The organism is Mycobacterium appelbergii (assembly GCF_032883035.1).
GTDB classification, from domain to species: Bacteria; Actinomycetota; Actinomycetes; order Mycobacteriales; family Mycobacteriaceae; genus Mycobacterium; species Mycobacterium appelbergii.
This window is the reverse complement of record NZ_JAMQTH010000004.1, coordinates 168,432-193,540: the sequence shown is the minus strand read 5'-3', so window position 1 is coordinate 193,540 and position 25,109 is coordinate 168,432. Positions and strand designations below refer to the sequence as shown.

Annotated in this window: 20 protein-coding genes, 1 tRNA gene and 1 riboswitch; of the genes, 16 read left to right on the top strand and 5 right to left on the bottom strand. The window is 67.5% G+C overall.

What is annotated here, in order from left to right; translation table 11 throughout:
- The first annotated feature begins 93 nt into the window (after window positions 1–93).
- Both M1247_RS10960 and M1247_RS10955 read left to right on the top strand, forming a co-directional pair.
- Window positions 94–690, top strand: a complete 597-nt coding sequence (locus M1247_RS10960; RefSeq protein WP_317156341.1) for a helix-turn-helix domain-containing protein — start codon at window positions 94–96, stop codon at window positions 688–690.
- A gap of 165 nt (window positions 691–855) precedes the next feature.
- Entirely contained in the window at window positions 856–1,386 is a 531-nt protein-coding gene (locus M1247_RS10955) for a hypothetical protein (protein WP_317156340.1), read from the top strand.
- 6 nt (window positions 1,387–1,392) lie between these two features.
- Here the strand turns inward: M1247_RS10955 and M1247_RS10950 are convergent, their stop codons facing one another.
- Both M1247_RS10950 and M1247_RS10945 read right to left on the bottom strand, forming a co-directional pair.
- Window positions 1,393–2,418: an NAD(P)H-dependent glycerol-3-phosphate dehydrogenase gene (locus M1247_RS10950; RefSeq protein WP_317156339.1), complete on the bottom strand. Its 1,026-nt coding sequence runs from the start codon at window positions 2,416–2,418 to the stop codon at window positions 1,393–1,395.
- Window positions 2,419–2,472: 54 nt separating this feature from the next.
- Entirely contained in the window at window positions 2,473–3,684 is a 1,212-nt protein-coding gene (locus M1247_RS10945) for an MFS transporter (protein ID WP_317156338.1), read from the bottom strand.
- 103 nt (window positions 3,685–3,787) lie between these two features.
- On the opposite strand from M1247_RS10945, the gene M1247_RS10940 reads away from it, so the two are divergent.
- Window positions 3,788–4,099 (top strand): ArsR/SmtB family transcription factor, encoded by a 312-nt coding sequence (locus M1247_RS10940; protein WP_317156337.1) that lies wholly within the window; start codon window positions 3,788–3,790, stop codon window positions 4,097–4,099.
- Window positions 4,100–4,171: 72 nt separating this feature from the next.
- Here M1247_RS10940 and M1247_RS10935 read toward each other — a convergent pair whose 3' ends face one another.
- A complete protein-coding gene (locus tag M1247_RS10935) occupies window positions 4,172–4,663 on the bottom strand; it encodes a YajQ family cyclic di-GMP-binding protein (RefSeq protein ID WP_317156336.1) in 492 nt (163 codons plus the stop codon).
- 109 nt (window positions 4,664–4,772) lie between these two features.
- On the opposite strand from M1247_RS10935, the gene M1247_RS10930 reads away from it, so the two are divergent.
- Window positions 4,773–4,855 (top strand) — tRNA-Tyr (locus tag M1247_RS10930).
- 50 nt (window positions 4,856–4,905) lie between these two features.
- Here M1247_RS10930 and M1247_RS10925 read toward each other — a convergent pair.
- Window positions 4,906–6,048 (bottom strand): helix-turn-helix domain-containing protein, encoded by a 1,143-nt coding sequence (locus M1247_RS10925; RefSeq protein WP_317156335.1) that lies wholly within the window; start codon window positions 6,046–6,048, stop codon window positions 4,906–4,908.
- A gap of 209 nt (window positions 6,049–6,257) precedes the next feature.
- Between M1247_RS10925 and hydA the strand changes: the two genes are divergently transcribed.
- The 6 genes from hydA to M1247_RS10895 all read left to right on the top strand — a co-directional run bounded on the left by hydA (window position 6,258) and on the right by M1247_RS10895 (window position 13,297).
- Window positions 6,258–7,676, top strand: a complete 1,419-nt coding sequence (gene hydA / locus M1247_RS10920; RefSeq protein ID WP_317156334.1) for a dihydropyrimidinase — start codon at window positions 6,258–6,260, stop codon at window positions 7,674–7,676.
- An 88-nt stretch (window positions 7,677–7,764) separates the two neighbouring features.
- Window positions 7,765–9,081 (top strand): M20 family metallo-hydrolase, encoded by a 1,317-nt coding sequence (locus M1247_RS10915; RefSeq protein WP_317156333.1) that lies wholly within the window; start codon window positions 7,765–7,767, stop codon window positions 9,079–9,081.
- A 54-nt stretch (window positions 9,082–9,135) separates the two neighbouring features.
- On the top strand, window positions 9,136–9,924 hold the full coding sequence (locus M1247_RS10910; protein ID WP_317156332.1) for an SDR family NAD(P)-dependent oxidoreductase: 789 nt from the start codon (window positions 9,136–9,138) through the stop codon (window positions 9,922–9,924).
- Window positions 9,914–10,687 (top strand): maleate cis-trans isomerase family protein, encoded by a 774-nt coding sequence (locus tag M1247_RS10905; protein WP_317156331.1) that lies wholly within the window; start codon window positions 9,914–9,916, stop codon window positions 10,685–10,687. The genes M1247_RS10910 and M1247_RS10905 overlap by 11 nt, the downstream gene beginning before the upstream one ends.
- Entirely contained in the window at window positions 10,665–11,804 is a 1,140-nt protein-coding gene (locus M1247_RS10900; protein WP_317156330.1) for an RsbRD N-terminal domain-containing protein, read from the top strand. The genes M1247_RS10905 and M1247_RS10900 overlap by 23 nt, the downstream gene beginning before the upstream one ends.
- Window positions 11,805–11,914: 110 nt before the next feature.
- Entirely contained in the window at window positions 11,915–13,297 is a 1,383-nt protein-coding gene (locus M1247_RS10895; protein WP_317156329.1) for an MFS transporter, read from the top strand.
- Window positions 13,298–13,372: 75 nt separating this feature from the next.
- On the opposite strand, the gene M1247_RS10890 is transcribed toward M1247_RS10895, so the two are convergent.
- Window positions 13,373–15,241: a DUF7159 family protein gene (locus tag M1247_RS10890; protein ID WP_317156328.1), complete on the bottom strand. Its 1,869-nt coding sequence runs from the start codon at window positions 15,239–15,241 to the stop codon at window positions 13,373–13,375.
- Between the two features lie 176 nt (window positions 15,242–15,417).
- Here M1247_RS10890 and M1247_RS10885 point away from each other — a divergent pair, with 176 nt between their 5' ends.
- The 6 genes from M1247_RS10885 (at window position 15,418) to M1247_RS10860 (ending at window position 24,923) form a co-directional block, all read left to right on the top strand.
- Window positions 15,418–17,079, top strand: coding sequence for a DUF7937 domain-containing protein (locus M1247_RS10885; protein ID WP_317156327.1), 1,662 nt, complete (start codon window positions 15,418–15,420; stop codon window positions 17,077–17,079).
- Between the two features lie 192 nt (window positions 17,080–17,271).
- A complete protein-coding gene (locus tag M1247_RS10880; RefSeq protein WP_317156626.1) occupies window positions 17,272–18,105 on the top strand; it encodes a cutinase family protein in 834 nt (277 codons plus the stop codon).
- Between the two features lie 19 nt (window positions 18,106–18,124).
- A riboswitch (cobalamin riboswitch) is annotated at window positions 18,125–18,266 on the top strand.
- Between the two features lie 31 nt (window positions 18,267–18,297).
- Window positions 18,298–21,909: a cobaltochelatase subunit CobN gene (gene cobN, locus M1247_RS10875; protein ID WP_317156326.1), complete on the top strand. Its 3,612-nt coding sequence runs from the start codon at window positions 18,298–18,300 to the stop codon at window positions 21,907–21,909.
- A 31-nt stretch (window positions 21,910–21,940) separates the two neighbouring features.
- Window positions 21,941–22,708, top strand: coding sequence for a precorrin-6A synthase (deacetylating) (cobF, locus tag M1247_RS10870; RefSeq protein ID WP_410506859.1), 768 nt, complete (start codon window positions 21,941–21,943; stop codon window positions 22,706–22,708).
- Window positions 22,708–24,183, top strand: a complete 1,476-nt coding sequence (locus tag M1247_RS10865) for a cobyric acid synthase (RefSeq protein ID WP_317156324.1) — start codon at window positions 22,708–22,710, stop codon at window positions 24,181–24,183. Before cobF ends, M1247_RS10865 begins: the two co-directional genes overlap by 1 nt.
- Entirely contained in the window at window positions 24,183–24,923 is a 741-nt protein-coding gene (locus M1247_RS10860) for a cobalt-precorrin-6A reductase (RefSeq protein ID WP_317156323.1), read from the top strand. Before M1247_RS10865 ends, M1247_RS10860 begins: the two co-directional genes overlap by 1 nt.
- The last annotated feature ends 186 nt before the right edge of the window (window positions 24,924–25,109 follow it).

The following is a 25,109-nucleotide window of genomic DNA, read 5'->3' as shown; positions in this document are numbered from 1 at the left end:
TCGTCACCGCATGTAGGGTTCAATGCCATAAAACGCTTGGGGTGTTTTATACCACTAAACGACGGGCCGTCAACATCATCGGGAGGCACAGCAGTGACGGACAGCGGGGGCGAGACCGGCATGGGTCGTGCCGGTGCCCGGTTGCGGGAATTCCGGCGCGAGCGCGGCCTGAGCCTGAGCGCGGTGGCGGCCGAGGCCGAGGTGACCAAGGGCTTTCTCAGCCTGGCCGAGCGGGGCATGACCAACGTCTCGGTTCCCGTGCTGATGCGCATCTGTGCGGCCTTGGAGATCGGCATCGGTGACCTCTTCGAATACCCGGTCGCGCCGATCGTCCGCAGCGGTGCCGGGGCGCCGCTGCAGATGGGTGGCGTCGATGTCCGCGAGGAACTGCTCACCCCGAAGTCCGAGCGTCATGTGCAGGTCATGCACACCGTGATGCGGCCCGGCGGCGGATCGGGCGGTGCGTACCGACTTGATGCGGCAACGGTTTTCGTCTACGTGCTGCGCGGGGAACTGGCCATCACCGTCGACGGCGACGCGACGAGACTGCAGACCGGGGACAGCATGACCTTCGGCGCAACCCAGCTGCACGACTGGCACAACCCGACCGCCGGTGAGGCCGAGGTGCTCTGGACCATCGCGCCGCCGGTCGGCGCCGAGGATTTCAGTGCCGCGGTCCGGGGCGGCTGAGCGCACGCGATCACCCCGCGAAAGCGACGCAATGGTCGACGCCGGCGTGTGAGAGCAGCCATACCGTTGATCTCAGCGAGGGCGGGCGGGAATGGCAATACGCCTGGTAGTAGTGCATGCCAGGGTGTGACACCTTAGGGTGACGTGATGCGCAGGAGAATGTTGATGGCACTGGTGAGCATCGCGGTCGGTGCCGGCCTGGGTGTGCCGGGCGTGGCCGCGGCGGATCCACCGCCACCACCTCCTCCGCCTCCTCCGCCGCTGAACCTCAATACTCTTGCGTCGGTGAAGCCGTCGGACTTCGCGATGGCCGACGGCCAGTACTACGCCTTCGCGGTCCCTGGAGATATTGCGTGCGGTATCAGCCGCGGGACGGGCCGATACGGATGCAGCGGCCCGCTGCCCGCAGCACCGGAGGGCGCCAACGCCGTGACCGGTGCACAGCAGGGGCTGCCCACGTTCGTCAACGACAACCGGCCGCTGTTCGTGTTCGACGGGCTGCCCAACCGGTTGCCGCCCGGATCGCGGATCAGCTTCCGCAACGTGACGTGTGGGACCGACGGCACGGTGACGATGTGCAGCAACTCCTTTGACGGGGCGGGTTTCGTCCTCAGTCCGGGAAGCAGCTATGTCCTGGACCCGAACAATCCGCTGCTGCTCAACACCGGCGAGGGCCGCAACCCCTACTTCAACTAGCGCAGCTCAGAACCCCGAGCCGTGCACCTCATGGCCGGGCTTCTCGGCGGCCAAACCACGGTAGGCGTCCTCGACCGTGCAGCCGTGGTTGATCACGCCGTCCACCTCACGCGCGATCGGCATGTTGAGCCCGTACTTATCGGCGAATTCCATGATCACGCTGGCGGCCTTGACGCCCTCGGCGACCTGGTTCATCGAGGCGATGATCTCGTCGATCTTCTTGCCCTGCCCCAACTGTTCGCCGACGTGCCGGTTGCGGCTGCGCTGGCTGGTGCAGGTGACGATGAGGTCGCCCATGCCGGCCAGCCCCGCGAAGGTGTCGCGGTGCCCGCCCATCGCGACACCCAGCTTGGCCATCTCACTGACCGCGCGGGCCATCACCATGGCGCGGGTGTTCTCTCCGATGCCCAGCGAGTAGCCCATGCCGACGGCGATCGCGTAGACGTTCTTGAGTGCCCCGGCCATCTCGACGCCGACCACATCGTCAGTGGTGTAGGTGCGGAATCGTTTGGTGCGGAACAACTGTCCGAGATTCGCCGCCAGATGCTGGTCGGGCATCGCGAGCACGGCAGCCGCGGCGTAACCCTCGGCGACCTCGCGGGCGATGTTGGGGCCGGCCAGGATGCCCGCCGGATGGCCCGGCAGGACTTCGTCGACGATCTGGCTCATCCGCATGTTGGTGCCCTGCTCCAGGCCCTTGACCAGTGACACCACCGGGACCCACGGCCGCAGTTCGCGTGCCAGTTCGGTGAGCACCCCGCGGAAGCCGTGCGAGGGCACGCCCATCACGATGACGTCGGCGCAGTTGGCCGCCTCGGAGAAGTCGTTGGTGGCCTTCAGTCCGTCGGGCAGAGCGACCTCGTCGCCCAGGTAGCGCGAGTTGCGGTGATTGTCGTTGATGTCCTTGGCTGTTTCCTCCGACCGCACCCACTGCAGCGTCGGGCCGCGCCGGGCGCAGATCGAGGCGACGGTGGTGCCCCAGGAGCCTCCGCCGAGGACGACGACGTTGGGTTCGCGTTGCGCTGGTGCCATGGCGATCAGAGTATTGCCGGGAGGCCGCCGTTGGCCGCAAGTTGCTGAACTGGCTCAGCCGCGTTGGGCGATGCGCATGCTGCGGGCCCCGACGGCGGCCGCGGCGAGGCAGGCCAGCGCCACCGCGCCGGCGAACCACGGAAAGACGGTGGCCAGGTGCCAGCGGGTGGCGGCCCAGCCCGCCACCAGGGTCGGGACGGCCATCGCGGTATAGGCGAGCAGGTAGAACGCCGACATGGTTTCGCCCCGCTGGCCGGCAGGCACCACGTTTGACAGATGCCGTAGCGAGCCGCCGAACCCGAGCCCGAAGGTGGCGCCGAGCAGGGCTGCGGCCACGAACACCAGCGGCCAGGAGTGGGTCAGCAGTACCGGCACGGTCAGCACGAGCGTGACCGCCATGCCGATATCGCCGAGGATCGCGGCACGATGGGCCGGCACTCGCGTGGCGGCCAGCTGCACCAACGCGGCCGAGAATGCGGTGATGCCGACGACCCCGCCACCGAACAGCAGGTTGTCGATGTGGGTCTGGTGCGCGGCCAGCGACGGGTAGAGCGACAGCAGCACCCCGAGCACCGACCACGAGGCCATCACGCCCAGCGCGGCGAACCAGAAGTCTGACCGGATCTCCGGGGCGACAGCGGGTTTCGAGATGCGTATCGGCCCTGTCGACCGCTCGGTGTGCGTTTCCCGCAGGGCCACGACGCCGACCCCGATGATGACGCAGATGACCGCGACCGCGGCGTAGGGCGTGCGCAACGGATGCGGGGCGTACTGCGCAAGGAAAGCCGAGCCGACGATCGCCACGGTCATGCCGATGTTGAAGCTGACGCCGCTGAGTTGCCCGGAGCGGACACCGTGGTGCGGACGTAGGTCCAGCAGCGCCGCGGCCGACACCACCACGATCGAGCCAACCGCCGCGCCGTGGATGGTCCGGGCCAATAGCAGCAGTGCCATGTTGTCGGCGAGCAGAAAGACGCCCAGTCCCACGATCATTGCGACCAGCGCACCCAGCAGTACGGGTTTGCGGCCGACGACATCGGAGATCCGTCCGGAGATCAGCACGGCGCCCAGGGCGGCAATGGCATAGACGGCGAACACGAGCGTGGTGGACAACGGGGTGAGGTGCCACACCGATTCGTAGATGCCGTACAGCGGGGCCGGCACGCCAGAGACGCCGAGCGCCACGCCGCTGAGAATCAGCAGGAGTGGGTATGCCCACCGTTGCGCTTCGGTGCCGAACGTGCGGTCGGCCGCGGCCGGTGTCATCGACACTCCTTGTGCGCTAGGTTTGATGTTCATCGAACCTCGTCGACCCTACGCGGGGTTAGATCAACATCAAACCCATTTAGCCCGTGATGGAGGGCACATCATGTCGGACGACGCGCCCCGCCCGGTCGGATCGGTGCACCAGGTGCTCGCCGCACTGCAAGACCCGGTCCGCCTCGAGATGGTCCGCCGACTGCGCAACGCCGGTCAGCCCGTGCGGTGCGGCGCGCTGTATGACGGCATCAACAAGTCGACGGCTACCCATCACTTCCACATCCTGCGTGACGCCGGCCTGATCGAACGCGTCGTCGCCGACGGCCACACCAGTCAGCGCCTGCGCTTCGACGATGTCGACGCCGTCATTCCGGGTCTGCTGGATTCGGTTGTATCAGGTGTGAATCAGGAAGCCGGCTGACGGGCTTGGTGCCCAACGTGAAGACGATCGCGAGATTTTCGAGGAATCTCGCGATCGTCTTCACGCTCGGCGCTAGCGGTAGTTGACGAACTGCAGCGCCACATCCAGGTCGGCACCCCGCAGCAGCGCCTGAACGGCCTGCAGATCGTCCCGCTTCTTGGAGCTGACCCTGATCTCCTCGCCTTGGATCTGCGCCTTGACGCCCTTGGGGCCGTCGTCGCGGATGAGCTTGGTGATCTTCTTGGCCTGGTCGCTGTCGATGCCCTGCTTGAGCGTGCCGCTGACCTTGTAGGTCTTGCCGCTGGCCTGCGGGTCGCCTGCGTCGAACGCCTTCATAGAGATATCCCGACGGACAAGTTTTTCCTTGAACACGTCAATCGCGGCCTTGACGCGTTCCTCGGTGGTGGAGGTGAGCTCGATCACCTCGTCGCCCTTCCAGGCAATGCTGGTGTCGGTGCCCCGGAAGTCGAACCGGGTGGCCAGTTCCTTGGCGGCCTGGTTGAGCGCGTTGTCGACTTCCTGACGATCGACCTTGCTGACGACGTCGAAGCTGGAATCCGCCATTGGACGCTTCTCCTCTTCCCTCGGTGGTGCTGCCGGTTTGGAACTTAGGTACATCCTCGTTGTACCCTGCTAGTCGCACCAAACCGGAAACGGGGCGGGGCACCAACCAGGCAGATTGCCCGAGCGGCCAATGGGAGCGGACTGTAAATCCGTCGGCTTACGCCTACGCAGGTTCGAATCCTGCATCTGCCACCCAAGACAGGCCCCCTTTCGAGGGGGCCTGTTTGGTTTCCGGGCCGCGCTCAGGCCGGCAGCAGGCACAACTGGACCATCGCCAACGCCCGCGGGCTGCGGAGGCTGATGCCGGTGGCCTCTTCGAATCTGCGGATCCGGTTCATCACGGTGTTGCGGTGGCAGTACAGCGCCGACGCGGTATCGGCGACGGAGCCACTGTCGGCGAATTCTTGGATCGTCTCGACGATCAACTCGCAGTCGTGCACGTCGTGCAGCGGACCGAGAACGTACCCGCGGAGGTCCTCGATCACTTCCGACAGCTGGGTGATCGACAGCTGCGCCCAGGACCGGCGCAGGGTGGTGGCCTCGACATCCAGATCGACCAGCATCCGGACCGTGGTGGCTGCCCGGTGCACCTCGGGTAGCAGCACCGCCCGGGGTGCGACGGCGCCCTGCAGCTCGGGTAGCAGGTCGGCCATCACCGCCTCATCGTCGGGCCAGCGTCCGTCGGCAGCCACCAGGATGAGTGCCACCCCGCGGTTGACGTAGTCGAGCGCCGTCAGGTGTTTGGCGAGCAGCCGCCGCGTGACGGTGCGCCCGGCCTCCTCGCCGCAAACTCCGATCACCCAGTAGCTGGCCGCCTCGTCGAGACCCAGGATCTGCGCGGCGCGCCGCACGGTGGTCGGACCAGGCTCCCCGGAGAACAGTTCGGACAAGCTGTGTTGTTGTTCCAGCGTGCTGGCCCTGGCCATCGACAGCCGCTGGTCCAGATAGCCGCGTTGCACCTGGATCGCGAAGTCGTCGACGGCTTTCCACAGCACATCGACGTGCAGCGCCAGCACGGTCATGTCGTCGTCGCCTGCCAGCTTCAGCAGGGCCGACCACGCCACCAGGAAGTCGGTGCGCACGGCAGCGGTGAGGTTCTCCAACGCGATGCCCTGGGTGGCGCGCAAGGCCCCGACCGCGGCGGGAAACTCCGCGAGTTCGGCGCTCATCGGCCGCTCCAGCAGGGTCGCCAGAAGATAGCGGAACGCAAGCCGTGCCGCGTCGAGCAGATCTTCTTCGTCCGGGACGCTGTCGTAGAACCGGGCACCCCGGTCGATCTGGACCAGATACTCGGCGGCGAGGTCGTCGTCGAGGTTCCCGAGCGCCTGCAGCAGCCACCGCCAGCGAAGGCGGGTGTCTTCGCGGCGAGCCGTCAGGTTGAGCATCACCCGGCACGGTACTGCACTCCAGACGGGTTTGCGGGGTGACTGATCGCAATGGTCGACGCGTGGCGTGTGGTTACCGGTGCCCAATTCGGGGCCCGAAATCGGTTCGGATACCGGCCGTGGGTGTGCTCATGCACAATGTGTGCGCGGCAACGCGTTGCACCATGGCTATGGGCTCGATCACGTTGTCAGCCATACGATCTGTTGCCATGTCCACGACGTACATCCGCGGCGGCACCGTCGTTTCGCCCACCGGTAGCCAGCAGCTCGACGTGCTCATCGACGGTGAGCGCATCGCGGCCCTGGTCGATCCGACACTTGCTCCCTTCGGGGATCCTGACCAGACGTTCGATCGGGTATTGGAGGCCGCCGGCCGCTATGTCATCCCCGGCGGCGTCGACGCGCACACCCATATGGAGATGCCGTTCGGTGGCACCGTCGCCGCGGACACCTTCGAGACCGGCACCCGCGCGGCCGCCCACGGCGGCACCACCACGATCATCGACTTCGCGATCCAGCGGCAGGGCGAGCGCGTCCAGGACACCTTGGCCACCTGGCACGCCAAGGCCCAGGGCAACTGCGCGATCGACTACGGCTTTCACCAGATCCTGGGCGGCGTCGACTCCGACGCCCTCAAAGCGATGGACGAACTGGTCGCCGAGGGCGTGACGAGCTTCAAGCTGTTCATGGCCTATCCGGGGGTGTACTACTCCGACGACGGGCAGATCCTGCGGGCCATGCAGCAGTGCGCGAGCAACGGCGCGTTGACGATGATGCACGCCGAGAACGGCATCGCCATCGACCAGCTGGTGGCCCAGCACATCGAACGCGGCGAGACCTCGCCTTATTACCACGGGGTGTCCCGGCCGTGGGAGCTGGAAGAGGAGGCCACCCACCGCGCCATCATGCTGGCGAAGGTCACCGGTGCCCCGCTGTATGTGGTCCACGTGTCCGCCAAGCAGGCGATGGAGCAGATCGCCACGGCCCGCGGCGCGGGGTCCAACGTCTTCGCCGAGACCTGTCCGCAGTACCTGTACCTGTCGCTGGAGGAGCAACTGGGCGCGGCGGGATTCGAAGGCGCCAAGTGGGTGTGTTCGACGCCGTTGCGCTCCCGCGAGGAGCGCCATCAGGACGAGCTGTGGCGCTACATCCGCACCGGTGATGTGGCGACGGTATCCACCGACCACTGCCCGTTCTGTTTCAAGGGACAGAAGGAGATGGGTCTCGACGACTTCTCCAAGATCCCCAACGGCATGGCCGGCGTCGAACACCGCATCGACCTGATGTATCAGGGTGTGGTCAACGGCAACCTCAGCCTGCAGCGCTGGGTCGACGTATGCGCCACCACCCCCGCCCGTATGTTCGGGCTCTATCCGCGCAAGGGCATCATCTCGCCGGGGGCCGACGCCGACGTGGTGATCTATGACCCGAACGCGCACACATCGATCGGCCTCGACAAGACCCACCATTCGAACCTTGACCACTCCACCTGGGAGGGCTTCGAGATCGACGGCGGCGTGCAGACGGTGTTGTCGCGCGGCACGGTCGTCGTCGACCGTGGCCAGTACCTCGGCCGAAAAGGCCACGGCGCCTACCTCAAGCGCGGGCTGTCGCAATACCTGGTCTGAGCCGGATCGACCGCGTCCGGACCAGCCGCACAAGACCACGAGTCGCGCATCGAGGCGACCCGCCATTCATCATGCCTGGAGGAAAGTCATGACAGCACAAGCGAACAAGGCCAATCTGCGCATCAACCTCAACGCGGCCCGCGACCGTGAGTTCCTGGACTCGTGGGCCGAACTGGAGGTCATCGGTGCCACTGCGGCCGGCGGTGTCGAGCGCCAAGCCGCGACCGCCGAAGACGGCCAGATGCGGGAGTGGTTCTCCCAGTGGTTGCGCGATCGTGGGTTCACCGTTGAGGTCGACCGGGTCGGAAACCTGTTCGGGCTGTTGGAGTTCCATCCCGGCGCGCCGTACGTGCTGGTCGGTTCACACCTCGACAGCCAGCCTCGCGGAGGTCGGTTCGACGGCGCCTACGGCGTGCTGGCCGGTGCCGTCGCCGCCGACCGGATCCGCCGTCAGGCAGCCGAATCCGGTGAGACGCCTGCGTACAACATCGCCGTGGTGGACTGGTTCAACGAGGAAGGCTCGCGGTTCAAGCCATCGCTGATGGGTAGTGCGGTGTTCACCGGCGCCGCAGATCTCGAGGACACCCTCAACATCACCGACCACGACGGCATCACGGTCCGGGAGGCGCTGAGGGCCATCAACAGTATCGGGACAACAGACGTGTTCCCCGAGGGCGATGTCACCCGGCGCCTGGCCGCCTACGCCGAGATTCACATCGAGCAGGGCCGCGAGCTGGAGAAGCACAACGTCGCCATCGGGTTGGTGGACCGCACGTGGGCGGCGAACAAGTACGAACTGAATGTCGTTGGATACCAGGGCCACACCGGTGCCACGGCGATCGATGACCGCCAGGATGCGTTGCTGGGCGCGTCGCTCATCGTGGTGGCGCTGCGCGACATCGCCGACGAGTTCGGCGAGGAGCTGCACACCAGTTGCGGGCAGATGACCGTGCTGCCCAACTCGCCGGTGGTCGTACCGCGTGAGGTCCACATGCACCTGGACCTGCGTTCGGACAACGATGAGCTGCTCGCGGCCGCCGACGTCGCGCTGCGAAAGCGCATCGCCGAGGCCGAGATCCGTGCCAAGGTCACGGTCGAGCACCGCAAGGCCCACGTCTGGCCCGGCCACCATTACCAGCCGCAAGGGGTGGAGCTGGCGCGCACCGTTTCCGATGACCTCGGGGTGTCGAGCATGCTCGTGCAGACCCGAGCCGGTCACGACTCGACCAACATGAAGGAAATCGTGCCATCGGTGATGCTGTTCGTCCCCAGCGTGGAAGGGATTTCGCACGCCGAAGCCGAATACACCTCGGACGAAGACCTGTGCACCGGTGTGGACCTGCTCACCGAGACCCTGGCACGCATGCTCGACGGCGCACTCGACTCGGCCACCGCGGGCGCCTGAGCCGGCCGATACCGACTGAACCTCAACAACACTCGTATCTCGACAGGAGACAACATGGACCTCGGACTGCAAGGAACTCGGGCACTGATCTCCGGTGCCAGCGACGGCATCGGACTGGCGACCGCTGAACTGTTGGCCGAAGAGGGCGCCGATGTGGTTCTGGTGGCGCGCCGCGCCGACGCTTTGCAGGAGGCCTGCACCGCGATCTCGGCCAAGAACGGCGTCAAAGCGGTGCCCGTAGCCGCAGACCTCAGCGACAAGACCGTGTTCGATTCGGTGATCACCAGTGCCGTTGACGAACTCGGTGGCCTGGACATCCTGATCAACAATGCCGGCGCCTCATCGTTCGGCGGCTTCAACGACCTCACCGACGAACAGTGGGTCGCCGACATCAACCTCAAGTTGTTCGGCTTCATCCGCATGACGCGGGCGGCATTGCCGCATCTGCTCAAGAACGGCAGCGGACGGATCGTCAATGTCGCGGGGAACTCCGGTAAGCAGGCGTTGGAGTACCACATGCCGGGAGCCGCGGCCAACGCCGCGATCCTGAACTTCAGCAAGTCGCTGTCGCTGCAGGTCGGCGCGCAGGGCGTGATGATCAACACGGTGTGTCCGGGCCCGGTCCGGACCGCCCGGCTGGTCAAGCAGTTCGCCACCAACGCCAAGGACTGGGACTGCACCCCCGAAGAGGCCGAGGAGCGTTACCTGGAGAACCTGCCACTGTCCTACATTCCCAGCGCACGCGATATCGCCTACTCGATCGTGTTCCTGGCCTCGCCGCGGGCCGCGTACCTCAACGGAACGACTATCACCAACGACGGCGGAATCACCCGTGCCGTCTGACGATCCGCGCGCTTCGGCGCCGCGGATCGGGATGATCGTGCCGTCGTCGAATACGTGCCTGGAGCCCACGACATACCGGATGCTGGGCGACCGGACCGACGTGAGCGTGCACTTCACCCGGATTCCGGTGGGCCGGGTGGGGCTCGATGACAGCTCTGACGCCCAATTCGACACGGCAGCAATGCAAGCGGCGGCAGCGCTGCTGGCCACCGCAGGGGTCGACGTGATCGCGTGGAACGGCACGGCCGGGTCGTGGCTGGGCGTCCCGCACGACCGCGCCATCACCGACGCCATCACCGCGGCGACCGGAGTGCCTGCACTGACCACCACCCAGGCCTACCTGGCGGTGTTCGGCGCGCTGGGCGTGCGCAACGTCGGCCTCGTCACCCCGTACCCCGACGATATGAACGCCAGGATCGGTCAGTGCTACCGCGACGAGGACATCACCGTGGTGGCGGCCCACGGTTTCGGGCTCACCGAAACCACCCATATCGCCAGGGTTCGGCCAGAGGACCTCCTGGCGCCCAGCAGGCAGGTCGCACAGAGCAAGCCCGACGCCATCGCCTACGTGTGCACCAATCTGCTCGGCGCCGATGCCGTGGAGGCCGTCGAAACCGAACTGGGCGTGCCGGTCCTGGATTCGGTGGTAATCACACTCGCGGCGTGCCTGGCGGTCGTGGGAGCCGACCCGGTGCACCCGCGATGGGGACGTCACCTGGCGGGTGCCTCCGGGTTGAGCAGTGCGACCATTGCCGGCCGTTGACGAAGAGCACCGGCGGTGGCAGGCCCTGCTCGAGGAACTCGCCGGCATCGATGACCAACTCGCCGCAGAGTACCTCGAACAGATCGACGGCGGCGCGCGCTACTACGACAGCGTTCCCGACGAAGGTGATCTGAAAGAAAGCGCCCGCAAGGCATTCCGCTATCTACTCGCCCGCCTGCGGACACGGCCACTGTCGGCCGAGCTCATCGCGTTCCCGGCGGCGGTCGGCGCGCTGCGGGCCCGCCAGGGCATCGCACTGGAGAATCTGAGCGCGGCCGTGCGAAACGATTTTCTGGTGGCATGGTCGGCACTGTTACGGCTGGCCGATGAGGCCGACATGGCCGTGCTCGCCATGCATGTCGGCCAACTCTGGAAAGTCGTCGACGACTTCGCCGGCGCGGTCCAATGGGGCTATCTGGACCAGCGGCTCCAGATGGCGCGCACCGACATCATCGAACAACAGCAGAGCCTGTCCGACCTGTTCTCCGACGAACCGAGCCCGACGTTGGTGCACCGCGCGGCGGAGGTGCTCGGTCTCGACGAGTCTGCGTCCTACTGGGTGGTGGGGCTCGGATCGGAAGCAGCCACCGAGGCGGTGACCCGACGGCTTTCCGGTCTCGATGTGGTGGCTTTGGATCACGCGAGTAAGGGAGTCACGCTGATCCTGCTGTCTGCCGGTCACCGCTGGCCTGATGACGAGGCACTGGCGGCGGACCTCCTCTCGGGTGTGACGGGTGCCGTCGCACCGCGAGCCGTGCAGCTGCAGAACGTCTTCCGGGCGGCGGCGACGGTCCGGACGCTTGCGCAACTGGGCGCCGAGGCGGTCACTCTTCGCCGTTCTTGGCCACGACTGTCGATTTCGCAACTGTGCACGGTGATCGAGGACCTGCGTAGCTATGTGGACGCACCGCTGGCCGCGATGAACGATCGGGACATCCTTGTCGAAACGTTGCTGGTATTCGCCGACAGCGGGTCGGTCACCACGACAGCCGCCACCATGTACTGCCACCGCAACACGGTGCTCAATCGGATCCGCAAGTTCGAAGAGGCCACCGGCATCAGCCTCCGGACACCCCGTGCGCAGGCCATGGTGCAACTGTGTCTGCTCCGGTCGTGATTGTGCAGACGCACACCGGGTGAGCTGTATCGCGTTGCATCGAGACTATGGGTGCGCTCACCTTGCCGCTCTAGCATTTTCGCTATTACCTGCAACTATCAGAGGACTATATGAATCCTTCAGTTCCTGCTGCAGCCACTGACACTGCGGCCGCGAAATCGCGTCGTCGACGCACGATCGTCGCGAGCATGGTCGGCACCACGATCGAGTGGTACGACTTCAACATCTACGGAGCCGTCGCCGCGCTGGCGTTCGGGAAGATCTTCTTCCCCGACGTGGATCCGGCGGCCGGAACCCTTTTGGCGCTGGCCACATTCGGGGTCGGGTTCGCTGCCCGTCCCGTCGGTGGAATCATCTTCGGGCACATCGGTGACCGGGTCGGGCGCAAGGCAGCCCTGATCGCGACCATCATGATGATGGGTGTCGCCACCGTGGCCATCGGCCTGCTGCCGACCTACGACTCCATCGGCATCTGGGCGCCCATCCTGCTGGTGTTGTGTCGCCTCATTCAGGGCATCGGCCTCGGCGGCGAATGGGGCGGTGCCGTGCTGATGGTGGTGGAGCAGGACGAATCCGAAGACAGTCGTGGACGGGCAGGCAGCTGGATGCAGTCCGCCTCACCCATGGGCTTTCTCCTGGCCACGGCCACGCTGGCGGCGGTGAGCGCGCTCATGACCGAGGAACAGTTCATGTCGTGGGGCTGGCGCATACCCTTCCTGCTCAGTGCGCCACTGGTGTTGGTAGGCCTGCTGATTCGAGTGAAGATCATCGAATCCACCGTTTTCGTCCGAAACCAGCAGCAGCTCAAGGACAAAGAGGTCAAGGCCCCGATCCTGCAGGTGCTGCGTCACGCGCCGAAGATGATCCTGCTGGTCGTGCTGCTCGGGCTCGGTCAACAGGTCGCGTACTTCGTGATCAACGTGTTCTCGTTGTCCTACGTGACACAGCACACCGACATCTCGAAGGCGACCGTGCTCAACGCCGTCGCGGTCGGCGCTGTCGTGCAACTTCTGTCGATTCTGTACTTCGGCCGCCTCAGTGACCGGGTGGGACGCCGTATTCCGTTCTTCATCGGCGCCATCGGGATGGCGGTATGGGCCTTCGCGGTGTATCCGCTGATGGCTACCGGCAACTTTGCGCTCATGGCGCTGTCGGTGTCGGTCGCGATGGTGTTCCAGGGCGCGATGTACGGCGTTCTCGCGGCCTTCATCGCCGAGCTGTTCGACACCAGTTACCGCTACACCGGCGTCTCCCTGGGCTACATGCTCATCGGCGTGGTGGGCGGCGGGTTCGCCCCGCTGATCGCGTCGTCGCTGTTGGACATGACCGGTTCCGTGACGTCGGTCGCGGTCTACATCTCGGCGTCCTCGGTGTTGACGCTGCTTGCGGCCTACTTCGCCCCGGAAACCTCGAAGCGCAACCTCGACAACATCGGCAACGACGTCACCGATCCCACCACCGGGCAGAGCGCGAGCGTGGCGCGCACCGGGTAGGGAACCCGCGGGTGAAGTCACCTCTGCCGTTGCCTGGCCGAACATGGTCAGGCAACGGCAGAGGTGTTTCAAGGCCTAGGGGCTGGCGGGCATCGTCGTCATCGGTGAGTCGCCCGAGCTACCCGAGCTACCGGAGCTACCACTGTCAGAACTACCGCTCCCGTAGCTGCCGCCGCCATAGGACCCGCCGCCGTACGACCCACCGTCGCTGTCTGATGACCCGCCGGACGGGTACTGCGTTGTCACCGGTGCCTGGGATGCGGGCTCTTCGACCGGCGGTGTGTAAGCCGGTTCGGTGTAGGTCGGCTCAATCGGGGGCACCGTCTGCTCGGCGGAGGTACGGGTCGGCGCGACGGTCGTCGACGTGGTCGGGGGCACCGTCGTGGTCGGGGGCACCGTCGTTGTCGGCGGTGCCGTGGTGGTCGGGGGTGCCGTTGTGGTGGTCGGCGGTGGAGTTGTGGTTGTCGGCACGGTCGTCGTCGTGGTCGGCACCGTGGTCGTGGTGGTCGGCGGCGGGGACGTCGTGGTGGTGGTCGGTCGGGTCGTCGTCGGCGTGGTCGGGGTCGGGATCCACGGCGACGGCAGCGTCGGCCACACCACCGGCGGGATCGGCACAGGCAGGGGCACGGGAACCGGAACCGGGATCGGCACCGGCGGCTGGATCGGCGGGGGAGGCGGCGCGGCCGGGGGCACGGCGGGCGGCGGCAGATTGACCGGTGGCGCCGGGTTGGCGGGCGGGTTTCCGGTGCGCACCTTCGGTGCGGCGGGAGCGGCCGGCGGTGGTGTCAGCACCGCGACGGGCAGCGCCACCGGATCCGGCTCGTGCGGGACGGGCGGAAGGTAGCGTCCCGGCACCGTGTCCGACTGGATGGCCGGGGCGGGTTGCGCACTCACATCGGCCGTGGGCCGGATCGTGATTGCGACCGTGACGGCCAGCGTGGCGAGACTGACCACCAGGAACGTCAGGGCACTGCCCATCAGCAGCATCCGCGGCGGCGGGGGCGCGATGACGGTCGTGTATTCCGCATCGTCGTTCTGTTCGGGGACGAACTCGCTGAGCGGGTCCATCGGCATGTCATCCTCGGACCACGGCTGCGCCTCGGGTTCCTGGGAGTACGCCAATTCCGGTCCCACCAGGTCCGCCGCGGCGGCGTTCGTCGGAGCCATCTGGGTGGCGTCGGCGGCGGCGGGTGCCAGTTGCGTCGCCTCCGCGGCCGGTGCGAGCTGCGTGGCCTCCGATGCGGGCGCCAGCTGCGTCGCATCCTGTGGCACGTCGACGACGGGCGCGAGCTGTGTCGCCGCACCGGCAGGTGCGAAACCCGACTCGTCAGCGGTCTGAGCGGTGCCCCGCGCGATCGCATAACCCACATCCGCCGGCACCTGGACCGGTGCGGTCGAACGCAGCTCTGCCGCGACAGACTCAAGATCGAGGCGCTGCCCGACCAGCATCACGTGCATCGGCGCGGCACCGCTGGGCACCCGCTGCAGTACCTCGGCACACGCGACGGCCGCCCCGGCCGCACCGATCGGCACGGATGCCAACGTCGAGGTCGATTCTTCATCGGCGCCGACCACGGTCAGCGACACGGTGTCGTCGTCGGCGAGCAGCAGCGCCGCATCCGCGCCCACGCTGCGGGCCAGCGCCGCGGCGGCCTCGGCTTCGGCGACCACTTCGACGTTCTGTACGCCCGCATTGGACACCGTCTGGCGCAGGGTGTCGGCCTGCGCATCGTCGGGCAGGCACAGGCGGGTCGCCGCGACCCGGTTGCCGGATTCGGTGACCGCGCGATAGGTGCCGACGATGGTGTCTGCCAGGTCGGTCATGGCGGCGTCGGACAGGTCGAGCGCGTACTGGTCCAGCACCTGGCCGCCGCTTGCCGGCGCACCGATCATGGCCAGGCGCGCCACCTGCCCGGTAACCGCCACCCCGAGGACTACGTCCACGGTTTCAACTCCTTGCCTCACACATGGTCACGGGCTCCGACGGACGATTCCAAGCTACCGCACAGTCTTCGGGTGCTCTTGGGCGTCGAACCCGGCCGGAGCTGCTTGTGCGTCAGAGCAAAAGTGAGCACCCTGGTGCATTCGCCAGGATTGTCACTCTCAGAGAGGATCGGTACGTGAGCGACGAACGTTACGACACGTCGGCCACCGCCCAGGTGGCGACGACGGCCGCGCCCGCCGTGGCGCGGTCCGGTGTCGGATACGTGCCGGCCTGGACAAACAAACTGCGCGACGGGTTCGCGATCGTGCTGCTCCTCCTCGCGTTGCTGCTCCCGTGGAGCCTGGAATTCGGTGTGGGAGTGCCGGGCAGCGGCGGATCGCTGTTCGCCGTGCTGTCCGTGGTGACACTGCTGGCCGTGATCGCCGCGCTGGCGCCGCACCTCGGTCCGCTGCGGCTCAGCGGCCCCGCCCCGGACGTCCGGCGTACCGCCCGGGTCCGGCTCCTGCTGTGCGTGGCGTATCCGGTCGTGGTCATCGGATTCGTGGGCCATCATCTGATGCAGACCGTCGGTGACGGCGGGACCGGCGCGGTGGCGCCCGGCGTCGGACCGGGCCTGCTTCTGGGCATCGCCGGGGCGCTGTTGGCGGCGCAGCCACCCATCACCTCGATCACGATCGAGGACAACAAGTTTCGCCGCTGGTATGCGGTGGCCCGGGTGGTCGGCTTTCTGTCGATCGCGCTGGCGACGCTGTCGGTGGCCTTCAACCTGTACTGGCGCCTGCGGTACCTGTTCGTCACCGATGTCGACTTCGGCGGTCACGACATCGCCGTCATCGCCACCACCCTGCTCTACGGCGCCGAAGCGCTGATCGCACTGGTCATCGCCTCGCGCTGGCTCACCGAGCGGACCGCGGCGGCCCGGCTGGCAACGACCGCGCTCGGTGTCTCGGGCGCGGTCGCGGCGACCCTGGTGTGGGTCGCGGGCATCGGCCGGGACATCGACGCCTTCCACGGCATCGCCCAGAACACCTCGACGGCCGCGGTCGGTTATGAGGGCTATCTCGCCTGGGCGGTCGCGGCCGCGATCGTGGCGCCGACGACGTTGTACGCGGTGTTTCTCATCAAGCCGCCGACCATCGGCGCGTACCGCGGCGCCGCCCAGAAGTGCTTGACGCTGATCGCCTTCTGGGCCTTCGCGTCGGCGGCTCTGCGGGTGGCCGACTACCTGATCGCGCTGTCGCTCGACCTGCCCCGCGCGCTGTACGACAGTGCCGCGATGACCGCGTTCAGCCTGGTCACGGGGTTCATCGCAGGGTGGCTGCACCGCCAGCTGGGCAAGGGGGTGGCCGCACCGAGCGTCGCCGCCGCGTTCAGCGCGGTGCTGTTCGTGTTCACCGTCGCCGATGTGGCCATCGGTGTGGCCCTCGCGCCCCGGTACGCCGCCCCGGCACCTGCGGCGATCTATGGCAACAACCTGGCCCAGCAGATCACCAGCACCTTCGACGTCGCGGTGTGCGCACTGAGCCTCACCGTGCTGGCGGCCCTGTTGTTCACCGGTCCGCTGGCGGGCTATCTGGTTCGCCGTGAGGCCCGGGCAGCCAAGCCGGTGACCGCCCCGCCGTCGCGACCGCAACCGCAGCCGCCCAGCGAGGAGGACTCGGCGCCGCCGACCATCGTCCGGCGTCCCCGCGCCGCGGCCGTCCCCAAAATTGTTCGTCTCAAAGAGGATTCGACGACAGCGCTGCCCGCACCGCCCACCGCCGGCATCGAGGTACCCACCACCACGCTGCGAATCCAGCGACGCCCGCAGCGACCACCGGGCAACCAGGACGGGTGATCGGGCGTCGCGGCACGGCGCACCTGGGCCGCCAATGGCACTGCAAATAATGAGAATTCTATTTGGTTCTTGTGGAAACTCTATGTCTCTTCCTTACGATGAGCGGCCAATGCCAAGCTGTGTCAGCATGATTCGGTGGGGAGATTCAGAATCGCCGGGGTGGTTGCTGTGCTGGCAGCGTCGGCTTCTGTGATGCCTGCTGTGACCGCACCTTCTGCCGAGGCGGCACCGTGTGCGGATGCCGAGGTGATCTTCGCCCGTGGCACCACCGAACTTCCAGGCGTCGGCCCCACGGGGCAGGCGTTCGTCGATTCGCTGCGGTCCCACGTCGCCCCGAAATCGGTGGAGGTGTACGGCGTCGATTACCCGGCCACAACGGATTTCCCGACAGCCGTCCAGGGCATTGCCGACGCCAGGGAACGCGTGATCACCACCGCCGCGAATTGCCCCGACACCAAAATGGTGCTCGGCGGGTTCTCCCAGGGCGCCGCGGTGATCGGGTTCCTCACCTCGAGTGTGGTGCCCGACGGCGTCTCCCCGCTGGATGTGCCCGCGCCGATGCCCGCCGAAGTTGCCGACCATGTGGCCGCGGTTGCGCTGTTCGGCACACCGTCGCCCCGGTTCATGAAGGTGCTGAACGACCCACCGGTCACGGTCGGGCCGAACTACGTGGCCAAAGCGATCGATCTGTGTGTGGACAACGACCTGGTCTGTGACCCCACGGGCAGAAGCTTCGCGGTACACAATCAGTACGAACAGGCCGGAATGGTCGACAAGGGCGCCGGGTTCGTGGCCCAGAAACTGCAGGCCGGGTGGGCGGCGGAGGAGCGGGACCCCGATCGACCCGCTCCGCCGACGCAGCCACAGCCGACGCAGCCGCCGCCGACATTCTCGCCGGTGTCCGGGCCCGCGGCCACGCCGCCGGTACAGCACATCGGCGCCACGCCGGATACCGCGCCGGGCCCGACGCCGCTTCCCGGGCCTGCCGCCCCGCCGTCAGCGGCACCCGTCGCTCCGCTGGCCTGACGCAGCAGGCCGCAGGCCGGAACCTGAGGTGCATTAGGATGGCCGGATCACGTCTCGTGGCGTAGGAACCCGGTGCAATCCCGGGGCGGTTCCGCCACTGTGAGGGTCGCTGGATGGGCAACGGCCTCGAGCCAGATACTGGCCACGAGACATCCCACGATAAGGGGCGAGAACCCCGAGTAGGAGCCGACCATGTCGCATGCTTCGTCCGAAGCCCGCCGCATCGCGCTGCTGTCCACGTCCGACACCGACCTGCTGTCCGCGCGCGCCAGTGGTGCGGCCTATCAGCTCGGCAATCCGTCTCGCCAAGACCTCGGGCCGGTCATTCGCGGTGCCGATGTCGTGGTGCTGCGGGTGCTCGGATCCTCCGCGGAGATCGAATCGGAGCTGGCCGAACTGCGAGGCAGTGGGCTGCCTCTGGTCGTGCTCGGCGGAGAGCGTCAGCCGAGCGCGGAACTGATGGAGTGTTCCACCGTTCCGATCGGCCTGGCCGCCCAAGCGCATCGCTATCTCGCCGAGGGCGGCCCGACCAACCTCGGCCAGTTGCACGCATTCCTCTGCGACACAGTGCTTCTCGCCGGTGAAGGGTTCGATGAACCCGTGGTCATCCCCGAGTGGGGCTATGGCCGCCGGGACGCCCGTCCCGTCTCGGCGCCGGATAAAGCGCAGGTCGGCGTGCTGTATTACCGCGCGCACGAAATCAGCGGCAATGCCGATTTCGCGCATGCCCTCGTCGACGCGATCGACGCGACGGGCGAGGCGACCGGCGTACCGATCTTCGCGTCATCGCTGCGCAGCGCCCCGCAGGAGTTGTTCGACGCGATGGGCGCCCTGGACGCCCTCGTGGTCACCGTGCTCGCCGCGGGTGGCTCCAAACCGGCCGAAGTCAGCGCAGGCGGGGACGACGGATCGTGGGACATCGAGCGCATCGCGGCCCTCGACATTCCCGTGTTGCAGGGCTTGTGCCTCACGTCGTCACGCGCGGACTGGGAGGCCAGCGACGACGGCGTGACGCCGCTCGACTCGGCCACCCAGATCGCGATACCGGAGTTCGACGGGCGGATCATCACCGCGCCGTTCTCGTTCAAGGAAATCGATCCCGACGGGCTACCGCACTACGTCGCCGACCCCGAACGCTGCGCCCGTGTCGCCACCATCGCGGCGAAACATGCACGCCTGCGCGGCATCCCGAACAGCACGAAGAAGTTGGCGCTGGTGCTGTCGGCGTACCCGACCAAGCACTCGCGGGTCGGCAACGCGGTCGGTCTGGACACGCCGGCCTCCGCGGTGCGGTTGTTGCGGCGGCTCGCAGACCACGGGTACGACGTCGGCGACGGATTCGGCGTGCTCGGCATCGACGACGAGACCGAAGCGGGCGACCGGCTGATCCACACTCTCATCGCCGCAGGCGGACAGGATGAGGAGTGGCTGACCACGGCCCAGCTCACCGACGCCCACGTGCGGGTCACCACCGAGCAGTACGCCACCTGGACAGCTGATCTGCCTGCGGGCCTTCGTGACTCGATGACCGAAGCGTGGGGGGCCGCGCCCGGCCGGCTGTTCGTCAACGATGCAGGCGAGATCGTGGTTGCGGCACTGCGATCCGGAAACATCGTGCTGATGATCCAGCCGCCTCGCGGCTTCGGCGAGAATCCGGTCGCGATCTACCACGATCCGGACCTGCCGCCCAGCCACCACTACCTCGCGGCGTACCGGTGGCTGGAGCAGGGTTTCGGCGCGCATGCGGTCGTGCATCTGGGAAAGCACGGCTCGATGGAATGGCTGCCGGGGAAGAACGCCGCGCTGTCGGCCGCGTGCGCCACGGACGCGACGATCGGTAACCTGCCGCTGATCTATCCGTTCCTGGTCAACGATCCGGGGGAGGGTGCGCAAGCCAAGCGACGTGCCCACGCCACCATCGTCGACCACCTCATCCCGCCGATGGCCAGGGCCGAAACCTACGGCGACATCGCCCGCCTTGAGCAACTGTTGGACGAGTACGGCAATATCTCGTCGATGGACCCGGCGAAACTGCCGGCCATCCGCGGCGAGATCTGGAGCCTGATGCGTGCCGCGGAGATGCATCGCGACCTCGGTCTCGAAGACCGGCCCGACGACGAGGAGTTCGACGACTTCCTGCTCCACGTCGACGGCTGGCTGTGCGAGATCAAGGACGCCCAGATCCGCGACGGGCTGCACGTTCTCGGCGGTGCACCCGAGGGGCCCGCCCGCGTCAACCTGGTGCTGGCGATCCTGCGCGCGGCACAGGTCTGGGGCGGTCACGACCGCGCGGTACCCGGATTGCGTGCGGCCCTCGGGCTGAAGGAGGGCGCCGAGACCACCGCTGTCGACGAAATCGAAAGACAGGCACGGTCATTGGTCGAGGCGATGGAGGCCGCGGGCTGGGACGACGGCGTCGTCGACACGCTGCACCACGACCCCGGGGTGCAGAACGTGCTGCGGTTCGCCGCTACGGAGGTCGTCCCGCGCCTGGCGGGGACAGCAGACGAGCTCGATGCCCTGATCCGCGCGCTGGCAGGCCGTTTCATCCGTCCGGGACCGTCCGGCTCGCCGTTGCGCGGCCTGGTGAACGTGTTGCCGACCGGCCGCAACTTCTACACCGTCGATCCGCGGGCAGTGCCGTCGCGGCTGGCCTGGCAGACCGGTCAGGCGATGGCCGATTCGCTGGTGCAGCGCTACCTGGACGACACCGGAAGCTACCCGGAGTCGGTCGGCCTGTCCGTGTGGGGCACCAGCGCCATGCGGACCTCCGGTGATGACGTGGCCGAGGTGCTCGCCTTGCTCGGCGTACGGCCCGAGTGGGATGAGGCGTCGCGGCGGGTCAGCCGGCTCGCGCTGATCTCGCTGGAGGAACTCGGCCGCCCACGCATCGACGTCACGGTGCGCATCTCCGGGTTCTTCCGGGACGCTTTCCCACACGTGGTGGCGATGCTCGACGATGCGGTACAGCTCGTGGCCACCCTCGACGAGCCCGATGACCAGAACTTCGTCGCCGCCCATGCCCGCGCCGACCTGGCAGCACACGGCGATCACCGCCGGGCCACCACGCGCGTCTTCGGTTCCAAGCCGGGCTCTTACGGCGCGGGCATCCTGCAGGTCGTGGAGAGCGGAACCTGGCGCGATGACAAGGATCTCGCCGAGGTCTACACCGCGTGGGGCGGGTTCGCCTACGGCCGTGGCCTCGACGGGGTGGCCGCCGCCGATGACATGCGCACCAATTACGCGCGAATCAAGGTGGCCGCCAAGAACATCGACACCCGTGAGCACGACATCGCCGACAGCGACGACTATTTCCAGTACCACGGCGGCATGATCGCCACGGTACGGGCGTTGACCGGGTCGGACCCGGTGGCCTACGTCGGCGACTCGACCACGCCGGATGCGATTCGCACCAGGACGCTGTCGGAGGAAACCGCGCGGGTCTTCCGCGCCCGCGTGGTCAATCCCCGGTGGATCTCCGCGATGCGCCGGCACGGATACAAGGGTGCCTTCGAACTCGCCGCGACCGTCGACTACCTCTTCGGGTTCGACGCGACCGCCGGTGTGGTGCACGACTGGATGTACGAGAAGCTGGCGCAGGAGTACGTCCTGGATCCCGAAACCCGCGAGTTCCTGGACAACTCCAATCCGTGGGCGCTGCACGGCATCGTGGAGAGGTTGCACGAGGCCGCCGACCGGGGCCTGTGGGCCGAACCGTCGCCGGAGACCATGGCGGCCCTGCAACAGGCCTACCTCGAGGTCGAGGGCAACCTGGAGGACCGCGACGGCGGTGCCGGCCATTGAGTCGCGACGGCGGTGCCGTCCATTGAGTACCGTGAGAGTCCGCATTCTCGGGGTCGGGATGGGACCCCACCACGTCACACCCGAAGTGGCCGAAGCGCTGCGGTCGGTGGACTACGTGCTGGCCGCGGACAAGGGCGGCAACGGCGAGGATGACGGCCTGCTCGCGCTACGGCGCGAGATCGTCACCGTGCACGCCGGGCCCGCCGGGCCGGTCGAGATCGTGTCGGTGCGTGACCCCGAACGCGACCGTTCGACCGGTTTGACCGGTGCGGGATACGAGACCGCCGTGTCCGACTGGCACGACGCGCGCGCCGCGGCGTACGCGGCGGTGATGCGTGAACGCGGCGGCACCGCCGCGTTCCTGGTGTGGGGCGATCCGTCGCTGTACGACTCGACCATCCGCATCGTCGAGAAGGTGAAAGCCCTTGGCGTCGAACTCGAATACGACGTCCTGCCGGGAATCGCCGCGCCGCAACTGCTCGCCGCCCGGCACCGCATCGTGTTGCACGACGTGGGACGGCCGGTGACGGTGACCACCGGCCGCAGGCTGCAAGAGGCCGTCACGGCCGGGTTGGACAACATCGTGTCGATGCTGAATCCGCCGCCGCAGCGGTTGGATCTGACCGGACTCGACGACTGGACCATCTGGTGGGGCGCCAACCTCGGTGCGGCCGGCGAGCGGCTGGTGTCCGGCCGCCTCGGTGACGTGATGGGCGAGGTCGCCGACGCAAGGGCCGCGGCCAAGGCCGACGCCGGCTGGGTGATGGATCTCTTTCTCGTGCGGAAGGGACGAGCCTGATGCCGGGCATCCTGATCGCCGGTACCACGAGCGACGCGGGCAAGAGCGTGGTGACCACCGGCCTGTGCCGCGCGCTGTGGCGGCGTGGTGTCAAGGTGGCACCGTTCAAAGCCCAGAACATGTCGAACAACTCGATGGTCTGCACCGACGCCCACGGCGCGGAGGCGGAGATCGGGCGGGCGCAGTGGGTGCAGGCGATGGCCGCGCGGGCGACACCGGAGGCCGCGATGAACCCGGTGCTGCTCAAACCCGGCAGCGACCGCCGCAGCCACGTGGTGCTGATGGGCCGCCCGTGGGGTGAGGTGTCGTCCTCGGACTGGCTCCACGGCCGGCGAGCGCTCGCGGCGGCCGCGTATGAGGCATTCGCCGATCTGGCCGGGCGATTCGATGTGGTCGTCGCCGAAGGCGCCGGTAGCCCCGCCGAGATCAACTTGCGGGCAGGCGATTACACCAATCTCGGGCTGGCCCGGCAGGCGAATCTGCCGACTGTGGTGGTCGGCGACATCGACCGGGGCGGGGTGTTCGCCGCGTTCCTGGGCACCGTCGCATTGTTGTCACCGGAAGACCAGGCGTTGATGGCGGGCTTCGTGGTGAACAAGTTCCGCGGCGAGCAATCACTTCTGGATCCCGGACTGGCCGACCTCGAGCGGGTCACCGGACGGCGGGTGTACGGCACCCTGCCGTGGCATCCCGACCTGTGGCTGGACTCCGAGGATGCCCTGGATCTCGACGGCCGGCGGTCGGCGGGGACAGCTGCGCACCGTGTCGCGGTGGTGCGGCTGCCCCGGATCAGCAATTTCACCGACGTGGACGCGTTGGGCCTGGAACCCGAGCTCGACGTGGTCTTCGTCTCCGACCCGCGCGGGCTGGCCGACGCCGACCTGGTGGTGCTTCCCGGCACCCGCGCGACGATCGCCGATCTGGCCTGGCTGCGGTCGCGCGGACTGGATCAGGCACTGGCGGCACATGTTTCGGCCGGAAAGCCGGTGCTCGGCATCTGCGGGGGCTTCCAGATGCTCGGCCGGGTGATCCGGGACCCGGACGGCGTCGAGGGCTCGGTGCCGCAGGTCGAGGGGCTGGGTCTGCTTGACGTCGAGACCACCTTCGCCGCGTCGAAGACGTTGCGGCTGCCGCAGGGTTCGGCGCTCGGCGCCGACGCGTCGGGATACGAGATCCACCACGGGCGCATCACGCGCGGCACCGATGTCGACGATTTCCTCGGCGGCGCCCGCTGCGGGCAGACCTTCGGCACCATGTGGCACGGATCGCTGGAAGGAGATGCGTTGCGCGCGGCCTTCCTTCGGGAGACGCTCGGTCTGCCACCCTCCGACGTGAGTTTCCCGGCGGCCCGCGAGCGCAGGCTCGACCTGCTTGGTGAGTTGGTCGAGCGGCATGTCGACGTGGAGGCGCTCATGGAACTCGTCGACAACGGGGCCCCGGCAGATCTGCCCTTCCTTCCTCCTGGAGCACCCTGATGTCCCTTCGGGTTCTGGTGTTGGGTGGCACCTCAGAGGCCAGGGCGCTGGCGGCGCGACTGGTCGCCGACGGTATCGAGGTGACCAGCTCGCTGGCAGGCCGGGTCGCCGATCCGCAACTGCCGGTGGGAGCGGTGCGCATCGGCGGGTTCGGTGGCGTGGCAGGGCTGCGGTCGGCGTTGGCGGACTACGACGTCGTGGTCGACGCCACGCATCCGTTCGCGGCGACGATCTCGGCGAACGCGGTGGCCGCCTGCACCACCGGTCCGACCGTTCGTCCGCTGCTGAGGTTGGAACGTCCGGGTTGGGCCGACCGGTCGCAACCGTCCTGGCATTGGGTGGACACCCACGCGCAGGCCGCCGACGTCGCGGCCGGACTGGGGCAGCGGCCGCTGCTCACCGTGGGCCGGCAACAACTGACCGAATTCGTACCGGCGCTGCGCGAGCATTCGGTGCTGGCGCGGGTCGTGGACGAGCCTGTGCTGCAACTACCTTCGTGCTGGCGGATCCTCCGCAGCCGCGGACCCTACGCGCTGCCGGGCGAGCTGGCGTTGCTGGCGGAGCATCGATCCGATGTGCTGGTCACCAAGGACTCCGGTGGTGAATACACCTGGCCCAAGATGCTTGCCGCCCAGCAGCAGGGGATACCCGTGGTGATCGTGCGCCGCCCGGCAGTTCCCGGTGAGCTGCCGGTGGTCCACGATGTGGACGATGCGCTGACGTGGGTGCGTACCCGCTGAATTGCTAAGCTGGGCGGGCCAGTCAACTCCGTGTGGAGAAGCCTGATGCGAAGGATCGCGATTCGCAGAATCGCGAGAAGCTTCTCACTACTGACGAAATATAGATACGTCAACTAGATTTCGAAGCGGTTCTGTGGTGTGAGTCTGGTCCGGGGCTTTCGAGATCCGGATCGCCACTGAGGCTGC

What these genes read in the sequence shown, in the direction of transcription:
- M1247_RS10955 (WP_317156340.1), top strand. Translation starts at nt 856, where the DNA reads ATGGCACTGGTGAGCATCGCGGTCGGTGCCGGCCTGGGTGTGCCGGGC.
- M1247_RS10950 (WP_317156339.1), bottom strand. Translation starts at nt 2,418, where the DNA reads ATGGCACCAGCGCAACGCGAACCCAACGTCGTCGTCCTCGGCGGAGGC.
- M1247_RS10945 (WP_317156338.1), bottom strand. Translation starts at nt 3,684, where the DNA reads ATGACACCGGCCGCGGCCGACCGCACGTTCGGCACCGAAGCGCAACGG.
- M1247_RS10940 (WP_317156337.1), top strand. Translation starts at nt 3,788, where the DNA reads ATGTCGGACGACGCGCCCCGCCCGGTCGGATCGGTGCACCAGGTGCTC.
- M1247_RS10935 (WP_317156336.1), bottom strand. Translation starts at nt 4,663, where the DNA reads ATGGCGGATTCCAGCTTCGACGTCGTCAGCAAGGTCGATCGTCAGGAA.
- M1247_RS10925 (WP_317156335.1), bottom strand. Translation starts at nt 6,048, where the DNA reads ATGCTCAACCTGACGGCTCGCCGCGAAGACACCCGCCTTCGCTGGCGG.
- hydA (WP_317156334.1), top strand. Translation starts at nt 6,258, where the DNA reads ATGTCCACGACGTACATCCGCGGCGGCACCGTCGTTTCGCCCACCGGT.
- M1247_RS10915 (WP_317156333.1), top strand. Translation starts at nt 7,765, where the DNA reads ATGACAGCACAAGCGAACAAGGCCAATCTGCGCATCAACCTCAACGCG.
- M1247_RS10910 (WP_317156332.1), top strand. Translation starts at nt 9,136, where the DNA reads ATGGACCTCGGACTGCAAGGAACTCGGGCACTGATCTCCGGTGCCAGC.
- M1247_RS10895 (WP_317156329.1), top strand. Translation starts at nt 11,915, where the DNA reads ATGAATCCTTCAGTTCCTGCTGCAGCCACTGACACTGCGGCCGCGAAA.
- M1247_RS10880 (WP_317156626.1), top strand. Translation starts at nt 17,272, where the DNA reads ATGCCTGCTGTGACCGCACCTTCTGCCGAGGCGGCACCGTGTGCGGAT.
- cobN (WP_317156326.1), top strand. Translation starts at nt 18,298, where the DNA reads ATGTCGCATGCTTCGTCCGAAGCCCGCCGCATCGCGCTGCTGTCCACG.
- M1247_RS10865 (WP_317156324.1), top strand. Translation starts at nt 22,708, where the DNA reads ATGCCGGGCATCCTGATCGCCGGTACCACGAGCGACGCGGGCAAGAGC.
- M1247_RS10860 (WP_317156323.1), top strand. Translation starts at nt 24,183, where the DNA reads ATGTCCCTTCGGGTTCTGGTGTTGGGTGGCACCTCAGAGGCCAGGGCG.